Annotated in this window: 12 protein-coding genes; 3 read left to right on the forward strand and 9 right to left on the reverse strand. The window is 62.1% G+C overall.

Annotated features, from left to right (window positions below; genetic code table 11):
• Positions 1 to 29: 29 nt before the first annotated feature.
• The 3 genes from EIY71_RS00105 (at position 30) to glgB (ending at position 7,791) form a co-directional block, all read left to right on the forward strand.
• On the forward strand, positions 30 to 2,024 hold the full coding sequence (locus EIY71_RS00105) for an alpha-1,4-glucan--maltose-1-phosphate maltosyltransferase (protein ID WP_134019768.1): 1,995 nt from the start codon (positions 30 to 32) through the stop codon (positions 2,022 to 2,024).
• 191 nt (positions 2,025 to 2,215) lie between these two features.
• Complete coding sequence (treS, locus tag EIY71_RS00110; RefSeq protein WP_134019770.1) at positions 2,216 to 5,557, forward strand: maltose alpha-D-glucosyltransferase; 3,342 nt, start codon at positions 2,216 to 2,218, stop codon at positions 5,555 to 5,557.
• Between the two features lie 2 nt (positions 5,558 to 5,559).
• Entirely contained in the window at positions 5,560 to 7,791 is a 2,232-nt protein-coding gene (gene glgB, locus EIY71_RS00115) for a 1,4-alpha-glucan branching protein GlgB (RefSeq protein WP_134019772.1), read from the forward strand.
• Between the two features lie 54 nt (positions 7,792 to 7,845).
• Here the strand turns inward: glgB and EIY71_RS00120 are convergent, their stop codons facing one another.
• From EIY71_RS00120 to EIY71_RS00160, 9 genes are all read right to left on the reverse strand, one after another.
• Positions 7,846 to 8,916 (reverse strand): autotransporter outer membrane beta-barrel domain-containing protein, encoded by a 1,071-nt coding sequence (locus EIY71_RS00120; protein WP_134019774.1) that lies wholly within the window; start codon positions 8,914 to 8,916, stop codon positions 7,846 to 7,848.
• A 390-nt stretch (positions 8,917 to 9,306) separates the two neighbouring features.
• Positions 9,307 to 10,104, reverse strand: a complete 798-nt coding sequence (locus EIY71_RS00125; protein ID WP_134019777.1) for an endonuclease/exonuclease/phosphatase family protein — start codon at positions 10,102 to 10,104, stop codon at positions 9,307 to 9,309.
• A gap of 91 nt (positions 10,105 to 10,195) precedes the next feature.
• On the reverse strand, positions 10,196 to 10,957 hold the full coding sequence (locus EIY71_RS00130; RefSeq protein WP_085745826.1) for a PIG-L deacetylase family protein: 762 nt from the start codon (positions 10,955 to 10,957) through the stop codon (positions 10,196 to 10,198).
• A 177-nt stretch (positions 10,958 to 11,134) separates the two neighbouring features.
• A complete protein-coding gene (locus EIY71_RS00135; protein WP_085745825.1) occupies positions 11,135 to 11,794 on the reverse strand; it encodes a glycosyltransferase family 2 protein in 660 nt (219 codons plus the stop codon).
• Positions 11,791 to 12,390: an SAM-dependent methyltransferase gene (locus EIY71_RS00140; protein ID WP_085745824.1), complete on the reverse strand. Its 600-nt coding sequence runs from the start codon at positions 12,388 to 12,390 to the stop codon at positions 11,791 to 11,793. The genes EIY71_RS00135 and EIY71_RS00140 overlap by 4 nt, the downstream gene beginning before the upstream one ends.
• A complete protein-coding gene (locus tag EIY71_RS00145) occupies positions 12,387 to 13,145 on the reverse strand; it encodes a PIG-L deacetylase family protein (protein ID WP_102686267.1) in 759 nt (252 codons plus the stop codon). The genes EIY71_RS00140 and EIY71_RS00145 overlap by 4 nt, the downstream gene beginning before the upstream one ends.
• Entirely contained in the window at positions 13,142 to 14,140 is a 999-nt protein-coding gene (locus EIY71_RS00150) for an acyl-CoA dehydrogenase (protein ID WP_085745822.1), read from the reverse strand. The genes EIY71_RS00145 and EIY71_RS00150 overlap by 4 nt, the downstream gene beginning before the upstream one ends.
• A 1-nt stretch (position 14,141) precedes the next feature.
• Positions 14,142 to 16,301, reverse strand: coding sequence for a glycogen debranching protein GlgX (gene glgX, locus EIY71_RS00155; RefSeq protein WP_134019780.1), 2,160 nt, complete (start codon positions 16,299 to 16,301; stop codon positions 14,142 to 14,144).
• Positions 16,302 to 16,409: 108 nt separating this feature from the next.
• The gene (locus EIY71_RS00160; protein WP_103386153.1) at positions 16,410 to 16,742 is read right to left on the reverse strand and encodes a DUF2934 domain-containing protein; all 333 of its coding nucleotides are present in this window, start codon (positions 16,740 to 16,742) and stop codon (positions 16,410 to 16,412) included.
• Positions 16,743 to 16,771: the final 29 nt, after the last annotated feature.

A 16,771-nucleotide genomic window follows, 5' to 3' on the forward strand; every position in this document is an offset into this window, starting at 1 on the left:
GTCCTTGGGGCGTTAAGGAGAGATGCTCAATGACTGCTGAAAAACCCTCGGAACAGAGCTACAACCCGCATATACCGCTGTCGCAGGCCTTGCTGTTGCCGCGCATCGTCATAGAAAACACCGCGCCGACCCTCGACGGCGGACAGTTTGCTGTCAAGGCGATCGCGGGCCGCGAGATCGTGGTCACCAGCAAGGTGTTCGCCGACGGTCACGACAAACTGGCGGTGCGCATCCGCTGGCGCGAAGAGGGCGATGAGTCGTGGCAGACCGAGGTCATGTCCGATCAGGGCAATAACGGCTGGAAAGGCGTTTTCCAGCCACAGCGCGTGGGCCGTTATCTGTTTCTGATCGAAGCCTGGATCGACCAGTTCGCCAGTTTTCAGTACGAACTGGAGAAAAAGCACACCGCCGCCGTCCCGGTCAGCCTCGAGCTGCAAGAGGGGCGCACCATGGTGCAACAGGCCGCCGAGCGCAGTGAAGGTCAGCTGAGCGAACAACTGGCCGGCCTGCACCACGAATTGTCCGGCCTGCTCGAAACCGAGCAGGTCGCGTTGTTTCTGCACTCGCGCAGTGCGCAACTGATGGCCGAGGCCGATCACCGCGCCTATCTGAGTCTCAGCCCGGAATTCCCGGTGGACGTGGAGCGCGAACTGGCGGAATTCGCCAGCTGGTACGAACTGTTTCCCCGCTCGATCACCGACGATCCCGCCCGCCACGGCACCTTCAATGACGTGCACGCGCGCCTGCCGATGATTCAGGACATGGGCTTCGACGTGTTGTACTTCACGCCGATCCACCCGATTGGCCGCAGCCATCGCAAGGGCCGCAACAATTCCCTGACCGCCGGCCCGGACGATCCTGGCAGCCCGTATGCGATCGGCAGCGAGGAGGGCGGCCACGAAGCGATTCACTCGCAGCTCGGCACCCGCGAGGACTTCCGCCGGCTGGTGGCCGCAGCCGCTGACCATGGTCTGGAAATCGCCCTCGATTTCGCCATTCAGTGTTCCCAGGATCACCCGTGGCTCAAGCAGCATCCGGGGTGGTTCAACTGGCGGCCGGACGGCACGATCAAATACGCCGAGAACCCGCCGAAAAAATACCAGGACATCGTCAACGTCGACTTCTATGCGCCGGAAGCGATTCCGAGCCTGTGGGTCGAATTGCGCGACATCGTGGTCGGCTGGGTGCAGGAGGGCGTGAAGATCTTTCGGGTCGACAACCCGCACACCAAGCCGCTGCCGTTCTGGCAATGGTTGATCGCCGATGTCCGTACGTTGTACCCGGAAGTGATCTTCCTCGCTGAAGCCTTCACTACGCCGGCGATGATGGCGCGGCTGGGCAAGGTCGGTTACACCCAGAGCTACACCTATTTCACCTGGCGCAACACCAAGGCCGAACTGGCGACCTATTTCAGCGAACTCAATGAATCGCCGTGGCGCGAGTGCTACCGGCCGAATTTCTTCGTCAACACCCCGGACATCAACCCGGCGTTCCTGCATGAATCGGGACGTCCCGGATTTCTCATCCGCGCGGCGCTGGCGACCATGGGCTCGGGCTTGTGGGGTATGTATTCCGGGTTCGAACTGTGCGAATCGGCGCCGGTGCCGGGCAAGGAGGAGTACCTCGATTCCGAGAAGTACGAGATCCGCGTCCGCGACTTCAACCAGCCCGGCAACATCATTGCCGAGATCGCCCAGCTCAACCGCATCCGCCGGCAGAATCCGGCGCTGCACAGCCATCTGGGCCTGAAGATCTACAACGCCTGGAATGACAACATTCTGTATTTCGGCAAGCGCAGCGCGGACGGCAGCAACTTCATTCTGGTGGCCGTCAGCCTCGATCCGCATCACGTGCAGGAGGCGAATTTCGAGCTCCCGCTGTGGGAAATGGGCCTGCCGGACGATGCCACCACCCACGGCGAAGACCTGATGAATGGCCATCGCTGGGACTGGCACGGCAAGTACCAGTTCATGCGGATCGACCCGGCTTACCAGCCGTTCGGAATCTGGCGGATCACTGCCTGAACACAGATCCCCTGCCTGATCGTTCCCACGCTCTGCGTGGGAATGCCGCCATGGACGCTCTGCGTCCGCTTGGGGACGCGGAGCGTCCCGGTATGCATTCCCACGCGGACGGTTCGACGCCTCGACGTGGGAACGATCAGCGATCCGCGATCTGCGCAGGGCGCCCTTATTGAATTCAACAGGAGTTTCACATGGCGAAGAAACCCAAGGCTGCCACCTTCATCAAAGACCCGCTCTGGTACAAGGACGCGGTCATCTATCAAGTTCACGTCAAATCCTTTTTCGATTCCAACAACGACGGGATCGGCGACTTTCCCGGCCTGATCGCCAAACTCGATTACATCGCCGAACTCGGCGTCAACACCATCTGGCTGTTGCCGTTCTACCCCTCGCCACGCCGCGACGACGGTTACGACATTGCCGAATACCGTGGCGTGCACAGCGATTACGGGACGATGGCCGACGCCAAGCGGTTCATTGCCGAAGCGCACAAGCGTGGGTTGCGGGTGATCACCGAGCTGGTCATCAACCACACCTCCGATCAGCACCCGTGGTTCCAGCGGGCGCGCAAGGCCAAGCCCGGTTCGGCGGCGCGGGATTTCTATGTGTGGTCGGATGACGACCAGAAATACGACGGCACCCGGATCATTTTCCTCGACACCGAAAAGTCCAACTGGACTTGGGATCCGGTAGCCGGCCAGTACTTCTGGCACCGCTTCTATTCGCACCAGCCGGACCTGAATTTCGACAACCCGCAAGTCATGAAAGCGGTGCTGTCGGTGATGCGCTACTGGCTGGACATGGGCATCGACGGCCTGCGCCTGGATGCGATTCCGTACCTGATCGAGCGCGACGGTACCAACAACGAAAACCTTCCGGAAACCCACGACGTCCTCAAGCAGATCCGCGCCGAGATCGACGCTAATTACCCGGATCGCATGCTGCTGGCCGAGGCCAACCAATGGCCGGAAGACACCCAGTTGTATTTCGGCGATACCGACGCCGAGGGCGTGAATGGCGACGAATGCCACATGGCGTTCCACTTCCCGCTGATGCCGCGCATGTACATGGCGTTGGCCCAGGAAGACCGCTTCCCGATCACCGACATCCTGCGTCAGACCCCGGAGATCCCGGCCAATTGCCAATGGGCGATCTTCCTGCGCAACCACGATGAGCTGACGCTGGAGATGGTCACCGACAAAGAACGCGACTACCTCTGGAACTACTACGCCGCCGACCGTCGCGCTCGGATCAATCTCGGGATTCGCCGGCGTTTGGCGCCGCTGATGGAGCGTGATCGCCGCCGCATCGAACTGCTCAACAGTCTGCTGCTGTCGATGCCCGGCACGCCGACCCTGTATTACGGCGATGAAATCGGCATGGGCGACAACATCTATCTGGGCGACCGCGACGGCGTGCGTACACCGATGCAGTGGTCGATCGACCGCAACGGCGGATTCTCTCGCGCCGATCCGGCCAGTCTGGTGCTGCCGCCGATCATGGATCCGCAATACGGCTACCAGTCGGTCAACGTCGAAACTCAGGCCGGCGACCCGCATTCGCTGCTCAACTGGACCCGACGCCTGCTGACCGTGCGCAAGCAGTCCAAGGCGTTCGGTCGCGGCACGCTGAAAATGCTCTCGCCGGCCAATCGTCGCGTGCTGGCCTACACCCGTGAATACACCGGGCCGGACGGCAAGCACGAAATCATTCTGTGCGTGGCCAACGTATCCCGCAGTGCGCAAGCCGTTGAGCTCGACCTGTCGGCCTACGTCGGCATGGTGCCGGTGGAGATGCTCGGCGGGAACGCGTTCCCGCCCATCGGCCAGTTGAGTTTCCTTCTGACCCTGCCGCCTTACGGTTTCTACTGGTTCGGCCTGGCGGCGGAAAACCAGATGCCGAGCTGGCACGTCGAGCCGGCGCAGAGCCTGCCGGACTTCACCACTCTGGTGCTGAAAAAGCGCATGGAAGAACTGCTCGAAGCGCCGTCCCGCGCCACCCTCGAACAGGCGATCCTGCCGAGCTGGCTGCAAAACCGCCGCTGGTTCGCCGGCAAGGACGCTGCGATTGACCAGGTGAAACTGGCCTACGGCGTGCGCTTCGGCGACGCGCAGCATCCGGTGCTGCTCAGTGAAATCGAAGTGCAGAGCGGCGGGCAGACCAGCCGTTATCAATTGCCGTTCGGCTTCATTGCCGAAGATCAGGTCGGGCCGGCGTTGCCGCAACAACTGGCTTTGGCCCGAGTGCGTCGGGTGCGTCAGGTCGGGTTGATCACCGATGCGTTCAGTCTCGAAGCGTTTATTCGCGCGGTGCTCGAAGGCATGCAGAGCGGAACGGTGCTGGAATCCAGTGAGGGCGAGATCCGTTTCGAGGCAACGTCGCAACTGGAAAAACTCGGCCTCGGTGCGGAATCCGAAGTGCGCTATCTGTCCGCCGAGCAGTCCAACAGTTCGGTGGTGATCGGCAACAGTCTGGTGCTCAAGCTGATCCGCAAAGTCGCTTCCGGCGTACACCCGGAACTGGAGATGAGCGCTTACCTGACGGCGGCCGGATTTGCCAATATCTCTCCGCTGCTCGGCTCGGTGATTCGCCGGGACGGGAAGGGCGAAGACAACCTGCTGATGATCGCCCAAGGCTACCTGAGCAATCAGGGCGATGCCTGGGAATGGACGCAGAACAACCTTGAACGGGCGCTGCGCGATGAATTGGCGGACGCCGTGTCCGAGCAGGCGCAACACTACAACGCCCTGGGTGAACTGAAGGATTTTGCCGGCATGCTCGGCCAGCGTCTTGGGGAAATGCATCAGGTGCTGGCAGCGCCAAGCGACAACCAGGACTTCGCGCCGCAAGTCAGTTCGGCCAAGGATGCGCAGGCGACCGGCAAGGATGTCGCGGCGCAGGTCGAGCATGCGTTGAAGTTGCTCAAGCAGCATCAGGGCGAACTCGACGCGGCGGATCAGAAGCTGGTCGGTCGGTTGCTCGACAACAAGAAAACCATCCTTGCCCACGTGCAGGAGTTGGCCAAACAGTCCGCTGGCGGCTTGCGGATCCGCGTGCACGGCGACCTGCATTTGGGGCAGGTGCTGGTGATCAAGGGCGACGCCTACCTGATCGACTTCGAGGGCGAACCGGCGCGGCCACTGGCCGAACGCCGGGGCAAGCACAGCCCGTACAAGGACGTCAGTGGTGTGCTGCGTTCCTTCGATTACGCCGCGGCCATGGCCCTGAATGTGCACAACGTCGACAACAGCCCCGAGGCCGAAGCCGCGCGTCGGCGGGTCACGGAGCGTTACCTGCGTGAAGCCCGGGAAGCATTTCTCCAGGCATATCGCCAAGCGGCAGCTAGTCTTGATCATGCTTGGCAAGATCCTGAAGGTGCCGACGCCGCACTGGCGTTGTTCGGTCTGGAGAAAGCGGCCTACGAAGTGGCCTATGAAGCCGAAAATCGCCCCACCTGGCTGCCCGTGCCGCTGCACGGTCTGTACGGGTTATTGACGGGGCTCAAACCCTTTTCCGATCTTGGTGGAGAGTAGTCATGAGTTTCTCGAACAGGGAACAGGGTCACGCTAAAGAAAGATTGCTGCCCACTGCAAAAGACATTGATGCTTTGGTGCGCGCAGAACATCACGACCCATTTTCCATTCTTGGCCCCCACGGCGATGGTGCCGGCGGGCAATTTATCCGGGCGTATCTGCCCGGCGCGTTGAGCGTTTCTGTCGTCGATAAAAACAGTGGCGAAGAGCTCGGTCCGCTGGAGGCCACCGAAACACCGGGGCTGTTTGTCGGCCATTTCGAGGGCGCACGGCCGTACCTGTTGCGCACTCGCTGGGCCGGTGGTGAACAGGTCGCGGAAGATCCTTACAGCTTTGGTCAGTTGCTCGGTGAAATGGATTTGTATCTGTTCGCCGAAGGCAATCACCGCGACCTCAGCAGTTGCCTCGGCGCGCAGCTGAAAACCGTCGATGGCGTCGACGGTGTGCGCTTTGCCGTGTGGGCACCGAATGCCCGGCGGGTGTCGGTGGTGGGAGACTTCAACGTCTGGGACGGGCGGCGGCATCCGATGCGTCTGCGGCACCCGTCCGGGGTCTGGGAGCTGTTCATTCCACGGTTGCAGGCGGGCGAGCTGTACAAGTACGAAATCCTCGGCGCCCACGGCATTCTGCCGCTGAAGGCCGACCCGATGGCGCTGGCCACCAGCCTGCCGCCGGACACCGCCTCGAAAGTCGCCTCGCCGTTGCAGATCGACTGGCAGGATCAGGACTGGATGAGCAGCCGTCGCGAGCGCCAGCAGCACAATGCGCCACTCTCGATCTACGAGTTGCATGCCGGTTCCTGGCAATGCGAACTCGACGATCTCGGTGAAGTGGCGCGCCAGTACACCTGGCCGGAGCTGGCCGAACGTTTGATCCCGTATGTGAAGGAGCTGGGTTTCACTCATATCGAACTGATGCCGATCATGGAGCACCCGTTCGGCGGTTCCTGGGGTTATCAGTTGCTGTCGCAATTCGCCCCGAGCGCGCGTTACGGCACGCCCGAGCAATTCGGCGATTTCGTCAATGCCTGTCACCAGGCCGGCATCGGTGTGATTCTCGACTGGGTGCCAGCGCATTTTCCCACCGACACCCATGGCCTCGCCCAATTCGACGGCACGGCACTGTACGAATACGGCAACCCGCTGGAAGGCTTCCATCAGGACTGGGACACGCTGATCTACAACCTGGGCCGCACTGAAGTGCATGGCTACATGCTGGCGTCGGCGCTGCACTGGTTGAAGCATTTCCACATTGACGGTCTGCGGGTCGATGCGGTGGCGTCGATGCTGTATCGCGACTATTCGCGCAAGGCCGGCGAGTGGGTGCCGAACCGTCATGGCGGTCGCGAGAACCTCGAAGCCATCGACTTCCTGCGGCATTTGAACGATGTGGTAGCGCTGGAGGCACCGGGTGCGCTGGTGATCGCCGAGGAATCCACGGCGTGGCCTGGCGTCAGCCAGAGCACCCAACAAGGCGGCCTCGGTTTTGCCTACAAATGGAACATGGGCTGGATGCACGATTCGCTGCATTACATCCAGCAGGATCCGGTGTACCGCGCCCACCACCACAACGAGTTGAGTTTCGGCCTGGTGTACGCCTGGTCCGAGCGTTTCATCCTGCCGATTTCCCACGACGAAGTGGTGCACGGCAAGCATTCGCTGATCGACAAGATGCCCGGCGACCGTTGGCAGAAATTCGCCAACCTGCGCGCCTATCTGAGTTTCATGTGGACCCATCCGGGCAAGAAGCTGCTGTTCATGGGCTGCGAGTTCGGCCAGTGGCGCGAGTGGAATCACGACCAGCAGCTCGACTGGTATCTGCTGCAGTACTCGGAACACAAAGGCGTGCAGAAACTGGTCGCTGATCTCAACCGGCTCTACCGCGAAGAACCGGCGCTGCACGAGCAGGATGATGCGCCGGAAGGCTTCCAGTGGTTGATCGGTGACGATGCGATCAACAGCGTTTACGCATGGCTGCGCTGGAGCAAGGACGGCACGCCGGTGCTGGTGGTGGCCAACTTCACCCCGGTGCCGCGTCAGTCGTATCGCGTCGGTGTGCCGTTTGCCGGGCGCTGGAAGGAGTTGCTCAACAGTGATGCCGACACTTATGCCGGTTCCAATTATGGCAATGGCGGCGGGGCGTTCACCGAAGAGGTGGCTAGTCATGGGCAGGCGTTGTCGCTGGAGCTGAACCTGCCGCCGCTGGCGGTGTTGATCCTCAAGCCTGAGGGCTGACCTCACGCGAGATCGTTCCCACGCAGAGCGTGGGGACGATCGTGCATATCGTCTTTACCAACGCATCCGGACCCCCAGGCTGCCAATCAACCCGTTCAGATCGTTGTCATCCACGTCGCTGCTGTAATCGGCGCTGACATACACACTCACCGTCGGCGTCATTCTCGCCACCAACCCCAGTCCGACCTCCACGGTCGAGGATTTGCGGCTGCTGCTGATCTTGTCCACCTGATCCAGCGTCACCGTGTCGCCGGTGTACACCGTGTGCCACAGGTTCGTGCGCACGTAGGGCTCAACGGGCAACCCGTTCAGATCGTAGCTGCCTTTCAAGCGCGCACCGACCCGGCCGCTCCACGATGTAATGTCACTGGAAGAGGCGTTGCCCGAGCCTGCGTACGGCGTATCCAGAGTGATGCGCTGGTTGATCAATTGCGCTTGCGGTTCAACCACCCAGTTTTCACCCAGACCGATCGGGAATCCGCCTTCTACCGACAGCGTCATCGCGCTGCCTTCGGTGGCCAGGCGTGCACCTTGCTCGTTACGACTGAAACCGCTGACCCGACCGCCACTGGCCGACAAGTCAACGTGCCAGCCCTGTGGGCCACTCAAGCTGTAGTAGGCGCCCAGGCTCTGACCTTGCAGGTTGAGGGTGTCGGTGTTCGGATCGGCGAGGGCGCGGCTGGTGATCAGTCCGCTGCCATTGGCCTTGATCTGATTGACCCCGCCGATCAGGCCGACCTGCTGGGTGTGGCCGCTGCTGCTTTTCAGGGTCAGCACGGCGGGACCTTTGAAGTCGCCAGTGCCGGGCGTGGCGAAGCCCGGGCTGAGGACGTCGGTTTGCGCCTGGCGGGACGTCTGTCCGTAGATTTGATCCCAGGCCGAGGGCGCGAGGTCTTCGGTGATCAGGTTTGTGCCGCGCAGATCCGGCTGTGAGCTCAGCCGTTGCGGCCCCGGGGTCACGACCGTGGCGGGGAGGGTCATGACGGGAATGTCCTGGCGATACCAGGGCGTCGCCTCGTCCGCCACAGGACCCGCCTGCGCCTCCATGGACGAGCACAGCAAGATAGAACTTGAAACGGTGCAGAACGTGACTTTGATCTCTTGTGAGGTGAGTGAGGTTTTCATGGAGTTCTACCTTGCTAGCGCATGTGATATCTCGCCTTGGCGTCTCTCCTACCCCGAACGAGGGGCGACCGAATGGAGCGTGGCGAGCCCGAGGCCGCCCGTTTTGACGAGTGGCCTGAGGTTCGCCCCGAGTAGTATTTCCGGGGGTAGTAAGGTAGAGCTAAGAAGACCGGAGCCCTTGCGTCAAGAAATTGGACGATGAGTGGTCGGGTCAAAACGGGTGATGCAAGCTTATGTTTTTGCGCATTTATCTAAGTGCTTGTTTGTAGAGCCAATGGCTGTGAAAGCCGCGAGGCAGAGGCGTTTTATAGCCGACAGCCGGTCTGCGAAACCGAATGCGGCAACCGGTTTCGCGTGGCTTTTTGGGTGAAGACAGCTGTCAGTATCGCGCTACAAATGCACTTCAACGGCCAGCGGCAAATGATCCGAGAGATGCGTCCACGGCTTGTTGCCGAGGATCCGCGGGTCGTGGCTGCTGGCATTGCGCAGGTAGACCCGGTCCAGTCGCAGCAACGGGAAACGCGCGGGGTAGGTCTTCGCCGGGCGGCCGTGATGGCGTTCGAAGGCTTCGTGCAGGTAGTCGCGGCGGGCGAGGGCGACGTTGCCTTGCAACTGCCAGTCATTGAAGTCACCGGCGATGATCACCGGCGCATCGTCGGGCAGCGATTCGAGCAACTGGCAGAGCAGCTGCAACTGCAATTGCCGATGGCTTTCGAGCAGGCTCAGGTGCACGCAGATGGCATGCACTTCGGCATGCCCCGGCACATCCAGGACGCAGTGCAAGAACCCGCGCCGTTCAGGGCCGGTAATGGAGACGTCGAGGTTGCGGTATTCGCGGATCGGGTATTTCGACAACAGGGCGTTGCCATGATGGCCGTCGGGATAGACCGCATTGCGGCCGTAGGCAAAATCGCTCCACATGCTGTCGGCGAGGAATTCGTACTGCGAAGTTTGCGGCCATTCGTTGTAGCGGCTGGAATGTCGCTCGTGCTCGCCCACTACTTCCTGCAGAAACACCAGATCGGCCGAGGTACTGCGCACCGCTTCGCGCAGTTCCGGAAGGATGAAACGTCGATTGAGCGCGGTGAAACCCTTGTGCGTATTGACCGTCAGCACCCGCAGGCGATGGATGGCGGACGGGGTCGAGGTCTGTGCGTCGACGGCATGACGCTTGGGATCGCTGGACACGTTCACTCCTCTGAATCATGACTGCCTGTTCATGCGACTGATCCGGGCGCGGGCAGTTCACTTTGAGTGGCTGCCCGCGCCCGACGGACCGTCAATCGACGAAGACGATCTCGTAGGGCAGGCGCATGCGCTCCAGAATCGACTTGGGCAGCAGCGGCGCGATCCCGATCGCCGGTTCGCCATTGAGCTGGCTGGCGTAGGCATGGGTGGCGTGGCTCTTGCGCGCAACGGTCCAGGTATCGAGGCGCAGCTTGCGTGCGCGGTGCCAAGGAATCTGCGCCTGATCCCGTTCCGGCCAGTGCCAGGCCCAGACCGGCACATCGTGGTAGGTGGCGCCGACCTGTTGTGCGGCTTTGGCGCTGGCCCGGCCCACCACTTCATGATCGGCGGTGCCGTCGTTGCACCAGGTGCTGAAAACCACATCACCAGGACGCAGGTAGCGGGCGATGAATTCGGTCAGTTGAGATTCCTGATCGTGCAGGGCGTTGTCGGTGAAACCGCCGCGCACCCATTTCAGGCTGTGCATTGGCAATCCCAGACGGCGCAGGGCTTCGACACTCTCCTGCGGGCGAAACACGCTCAGGCGTTTCTCCGACCACTGGCGCGAGCCCGGATGACTGGCGCTGCCATCGGTGATCGACAGCAGTTGCAAGGGATGGCCGAGGCTGGAAAGCAGTTGCAGCAGGCCGCCGCAGGTCACCACTTCATCGCCGGGGTGCGGGGCGATGACCACGGCGCGGGCACCGGGTGGAACCAATGTGTGGGTGTTGATGACGGGAATGTTGTCGAGCTGCGCGGCACTGTTCCAGATCTGCGCCGGCAGGCCGCTCTCGCTGAGGGATAACGGTTTCATGAGTGATACATCCTTGTTGTGTCTCGCCCTCAGTCGTGCGCGCCATGAGAGGCGTGTACGACCCGTGAAGGCTGGTGGATAGCCCTGCAGCGCTCCGAACCCTGGATTGCTGCGCTGCAGAGTATTGCTCAAGAAGGACAGTTCGTCGCGTCACAGATCAACCTGATCCGCTTTTTTTTATTCAGTCTGTGCCAACTGTCGCAGATAGTCGCCAAAACCGCCGCGTGCGCGACTGTCCAGACGGGCGCTGGTGATGACTTGCGGGCGATGGCTCCAGGCGATGCTGGCCCCGCAAAGCTCCAGTTGGCGCACCAGCTGCACATCTTCGTCACAGGACAACGGTTCGAAGCCGCCGGCGCGCACGTAGGCTTGCGCGCTGACACCCAGATTGGCGCCATGGATGTGCCGGTGACCTTCACAGGCCTGGTAATGACCGTGATAGCGAATCTGCGCGGCTTCATCGAACGTTTCATGCCAGCGCTCGACCGTCACCGTGCCGCATACCGCATCGGTGCCCAATCCCAGTTGTTCCACCAGCCAGTCTTCGGCGACGCGGCTGTCGGCGTCGGAGCAGGAAATCCAGCGAGCACCCCGATCAAGCAGTTGTTGCGCGCCGATGGCCCGGGCCTGGCCGACATTGCGGGCATCAATGCTCAGCGCCTGCACCGGATACTGGCTGACGATGTGCGCCGAACGGTCGGTACAACTGTCGAGTACCACCAGGACCTCCACCGGCTCACCGGCCAGCATCGGATGCCCGGCGGCGCGTAAGGCGGCGTGCAGGCAGTCATCGAGCCACTCTTCTTCGTTGTGTGCCGGGATCAGGATGCCAATCATCGCAACCCCTCCAGCGCGGCCACCGAACGAGGTTCGCGACTCCAGACTTCCAGCAGAAAATCCGCTTCCTGATGCAGGACCACTCGCGGCAGGTGCAACTGTTCGTGAATCAGGTCGTGAACCTGTCGGGCATTAAGCGGGCAGCCTTCGATAACCGGGCGCCAGTGACAGGCCAGTAATTGCCCGTCTGCCGTCAATGAATCACTGATGCGATGGATGACCTCCGTCAGATCCTGCCGGTCGAGGTAGTAGCCGATTTCGCTGAATACGATCAGGTCGAATTTTTCCGCCGGCCAGTCGCCAGGCAACCGACATTGACGGACTTCGGCGTGGTCGAACAGGCTCAGCCGGGTGCGCGCCAGATTGACCGCGGCGGCGCTTGTGTCGCAGCACAACAGCCGATCACAGCGTTCGGCCAGCGCGGCGCTCAGTTCGCCGTTGGCGCAACCGGGTTCGAAAATCGTCCGGTAATGCGGGCGGGGCAGGGCCGCCAGGGTCACGAGGCGTTTGCGCTGCTCGTACCAGCGCTGGCGAAATCCCCAGGGGTCGTTATTGCCGGCGAACAGGCCTTCGAAGTAGCGATCCTCGACACTCATAGAAAGACCACCTCGAACGGTTGCAGCAGTCGATCGATGACATAGGGTTTGAGCACCGGGGCCAGGCCTGCGTCGGGATCACCCTCCAGCTGGCTGGCGAAGGCGTGCACCGCATGGCGTTTGCGTGCGACCTGTTCGGGGCTGAGCAGGATTTTGCGCGCCCGTTCCCAAGGCACGATGGCGTCTTCGGGCGTTGCCCAGTGCCAGGTCCAGACCGGCAGCTCGTGGCAAATTGCACCCACCCGGCGCGCAGCCTCGACGCTGGCACGGCCGACGGCTTCGTGGTCGCTGTGGCCGTCTTCGCGCCAGGTGGTGAAGATCACGTCGTCGGGTTGCAGGTAGCGGGTCAGGTATTCACACAGCATCGATTCGCGCGCGGCGACCTGGGTGTCGGGGAAGCCGCCACGCAGCCATTGCACCTGATGCATGGGCAGGCCAAGACGACGCAGGGCTTCGGCGGATTCCTGCGGGCGCACCACGCTCAAGCGCTCCACCGGCCAGCGCTCCGAGCCAGGATGGCTGGCGCTGCCGTCGGTGACCGAAATCAGTTGCAGCGTGCGACCCGCGGCGGCGAGCTGTTGCAACAGCCCGCCGCAACCGAGCACCTCATCGTCGGGGTGCGGCGCAATCACCACCGCTCGCGATCCCGGCGGTACCAGATCAAGAGTGTCGATACTGTCTACCGCTGCCAGATGACGTGAGCTCTGCCATTCCTGCAGGGAGGTGCCTTCACCGACAATCGGATTGCGCTTCATAGGGCCCAACCCTCCCGTGGGTGCTGCGCAATCAATCGGCCCAGTGCTGCCAGATCGCGTTCAGCGTGGCTCTGGCGCAGGTAAACCGGCAAGTCGGCCGCCAGGCGGGCAAAGTGCGGATCCTTGCAGAACGGCCCGGCACCGAGCGCCCGACCTGTCTCGCGAATGACCTGTTCGGCGGCATCTTCGACCACGGCGCGTACACGGCGGGCCAGCAACTCGGCGTTGGCGTGGGGATTGCTGTCGATGTCCAGCGCACTGACGCGCAGCGCTTGAGCTGCGGCGTGCAAGGCGCTGTCGACGGCGCCGAGACTGGCCAGCGAATGGGGTTCTTCACGTCGGGCACATTGCTGGCGCAGCTGTTCACCGATTTCCCTCGCGGCGCCGTACCAGCACGCGGCAATCCCGATCCCGCCGTGCCAGAACCCCGGACGTTGCAGGTAGTCGCCAGGATCGCCGATCGCCTGCGCCTCGACTTCGTCGAACAGCACCTCGACGCTGCCGGTGGCCGCCATGCCGACCGCTTGCCAGCCTTGATCGGTGACGGTCACGCCCGGTTGGTCGAGGGCCACGGCCACCAGTTGCTGGCGATCGTCCTCATCCCACGCCGTCAGCAGGGCATGACTGAGCACCGCCGCCCCGGAGCACCAGGCCTTGCGTCCGTTCAGCCGCACCAGTTGCCCCGAGCGGCCGACCCGCACCCGCGCCTGCGGTGGTTCGGCCGCCCACATGCCCCACGTGCTGCCGGGCGTCGGCGAGCCACCGAGTTGTTCGATGATTGCCAGCGCATCGGTATGACCTTCGTAAAGTTTGCACAGCCCCAGATCATGCCCACCGACCTCGGACAGCCGTTGCCAGCGCTCCAGCGTACGACCGCTGCCGGGTAACGGCAGGCGATCGAGGCCGGCCTCGACCAGTTGCCGCAGACACAGGCCGAGGGCGGCAGTATCGCGATAGTCCGGCGCGTGCCGAGAGAGATAGACGGGCAAGTCCATGTCAGTCCTCTTCTTCGCGCTGCAGTTCAAACAGCAACAGCGAGCGTCCGGTGACCGAGTACTCATGACCGAATTCAAAACGCTCCTGGCCACGGATCGATGGCTGGTTGGTATCGATCATGCACGTCCAGAAACTGCCTTCAGGCACTTCCGGCAAGGTGAAGTTGACGATGTCGTGATGGGCGTTGACCACCAGCAGCAACGTGGCGTCGGCACCCTTGCGGCGGATCCCGGTTTCCTGGGCACGACCGTCAAGCAGCATGCCCATGCAGCGGTTCTGCGCGTCATGCCAGTGTTCGGTGGTCATCTCCGTGGCGTCCGGTGCAAGCCAGGTCACGTCCTTGACGCCGATATCCTCGTTGTATTCGCCGACCAGGAAACGCCCGCGTCGCAGGATCGGGTAGGCCAGACGCAACTTGATCAGGCGCTTGACGAATTTGAGCAGCGCCTTGCCGTCCTCGCTCAGGTCCCAGTTGACCCAGCCGATCTCGCTGTCCTGGCAATAGGCGTTGTTGTTGCCGTCCTGGGTGCGGGCGAATTCGTCACCGGCCACCAGCATCGGCGTACCTTGGGACAGCAGCAGGGTGGCGAAGAAATTGCGCATCTGCCGGTGGCGCAGCGCGTTGATTTCCGGGTCATCGGTAGGGCCTTCGACGCCGTGGTTCCAGGACAGGTTGTTGTTGCTGCCGTCCTGATTGTTTTCGTCGTTGGCCTCGTTGTGCTTGTCGTTGTACGACACCAGATCGTTAAGGGTGAAACCGTCGTGAGCAGTGACGAAGTTGACCGACGAATAAGGCCGGCGGCCACGCTGGTTGAACATTTCCCCGGAGGCCGTCATGCGGCTGGCGAAGTCGGCGAGCTGGCCGTCGTCGCCTTTCCAGAACGCTCGCACGGTGTCGCGGAACTTGTCGTTCCACTCGACCCAGCCCGGCGGGAAGTTGCCGACCTGATAACCGCCGGGACCACAATCCCAAGGCTCGGCGATCATTTTCACCTGACGCAGCACCGGATCCTGGCGGCAAGCAACAAGGAAACTGTGACGTTCATCGAAACCGTCGTGATAGCGACCGAGAATGGTCGCCAGATCGAAACGGAAGCCGTCGACGTGCATTTCGCTGGCCCAGTAGCGCAGCGAGTCGGTGACCATTTGCAGCACGCACGGATGGCTCAGATCGAGGGTGTTACCGGTACCGGAATCGTTGATGTAAAAGCGCTTGTCGTCCGGCATCAGGCGATAGTACGAGGCGTTATCGATCCCGCGCATCGACAGGGTCGGGCCTTGCTCGTTGCCTTCGGCGGTGTGGTTGTAGACCACGTCGAGAATCACTTCGAGATTGGCATCGTGCAGGTGCGCGACCATCTCCTTGAACTCGGCGATCTTGCCGCTGGCCAGATAACGAGGGTCCGGGGCGAAGAACGCGATGCTGTTGTAGCCCCAGTAATTGGTCATGCCTTTGTGCAGCAGGTGCTGATCGTTGACGAAGGCATGGATCGGCAACAGTTCGACGGTCGACACCCCGAGTTTGCGGATGTGCTCCAGCACATCGTCGACCATCAGCCCGGCAAACGTACCGCGCACGTTCTCGGGCACTGAAGGGTGGCGCATGCTGATGCCGCGCACGTGGGTCTCGTAAATGATGGTCTTGTCCCACGGCACGCTGACGCGGTGGTCGTGGCCCCAGGTGTGCGCCGGGTCGATGACCTTGCACTTGGGAACGAAAGGCGCGCTGTCGCGCTCGTCGAAGCTGAGATCGGCGTCCGGGTGGCCGATGGTGTAACCGAACAGCGCCTCGGACCATTTCAACTCGCCCACCAGTTGTTTGGCGTACGGGTCGATCAGCAATTTGTTGTGGTTGAAGCGGTGGCCGTTGGCCGGGTCGTACGGGCCGTAGACCCGGTAGCCGTAAATCAGGCCCGGATGTGCATCGGGCAGATAGCCATGGTAGATCTCATCGGTGTATTCCGGCAGCTCGATGCGCTCGAGTTCGACTTCGCCGGCATCGTCGAAAATGCACAGTTCAACGCGGGTGGCGTTGGCGGAAAACAGCGCGAAGTTCACCCCCAGACCATCCCAGGTCGCGCCGAGCGGGAAGGGCAGGCCTTCACGGATGCGCGAGGGTTCGGCGTGCGCGGCGGGCTCGGCTTTCTTTGGACGGGTCATAGGTGCTCCTGCAATAAAATCGGGGATGGGCATTTTTCGAGGACGAGTGCGCCCTCGGTGGCGGGCGAACCCGCCACACGGTTATTCAAATCAATGGTTCGGGGAGCGTCAGACCGCAGGCGGCTTGCGCGGCGCGCGGGGCTTTTTCTCGGTGGCTTTTTCGCCCGGGGGAATCACTTTCGCGGCACTGGCAGGCTTGGCCTTGGCCGTCGTGGCCTTGGGTTTGGCAGCGGGTGCCTTGCCATCGACTGCTTTGCTGGTGGCGGTCTTGCCGGCGGTTTTACTGCCGGCAGCCTTGGGCGATTTTTTTGGTGCCAGCGCCTCGGCTTCGGCCAGTTTGCGCGCCATCTCCCAGTGGCGCGCTTCCTGGCCTTCGGGTTTACCTTCGGATTCCCAGATCTGATAGGCGAATTCGCGGATGCGTTTATCGTCGGTACTCATCGCAATGCTCCTGAACTGAACTCATGCTG

This window comes from Pseudomonas sp. CH235, assembly GCF_004368175.1.
Taxonomy (GTDB): domain Bacteria; phylum Pseudomonadota; class Gammaproteobacteria; order Pseudomonadales; family Pseudomonadaceae; genus Aquipseudomonas; species Aquipseudomonas paraglycinae.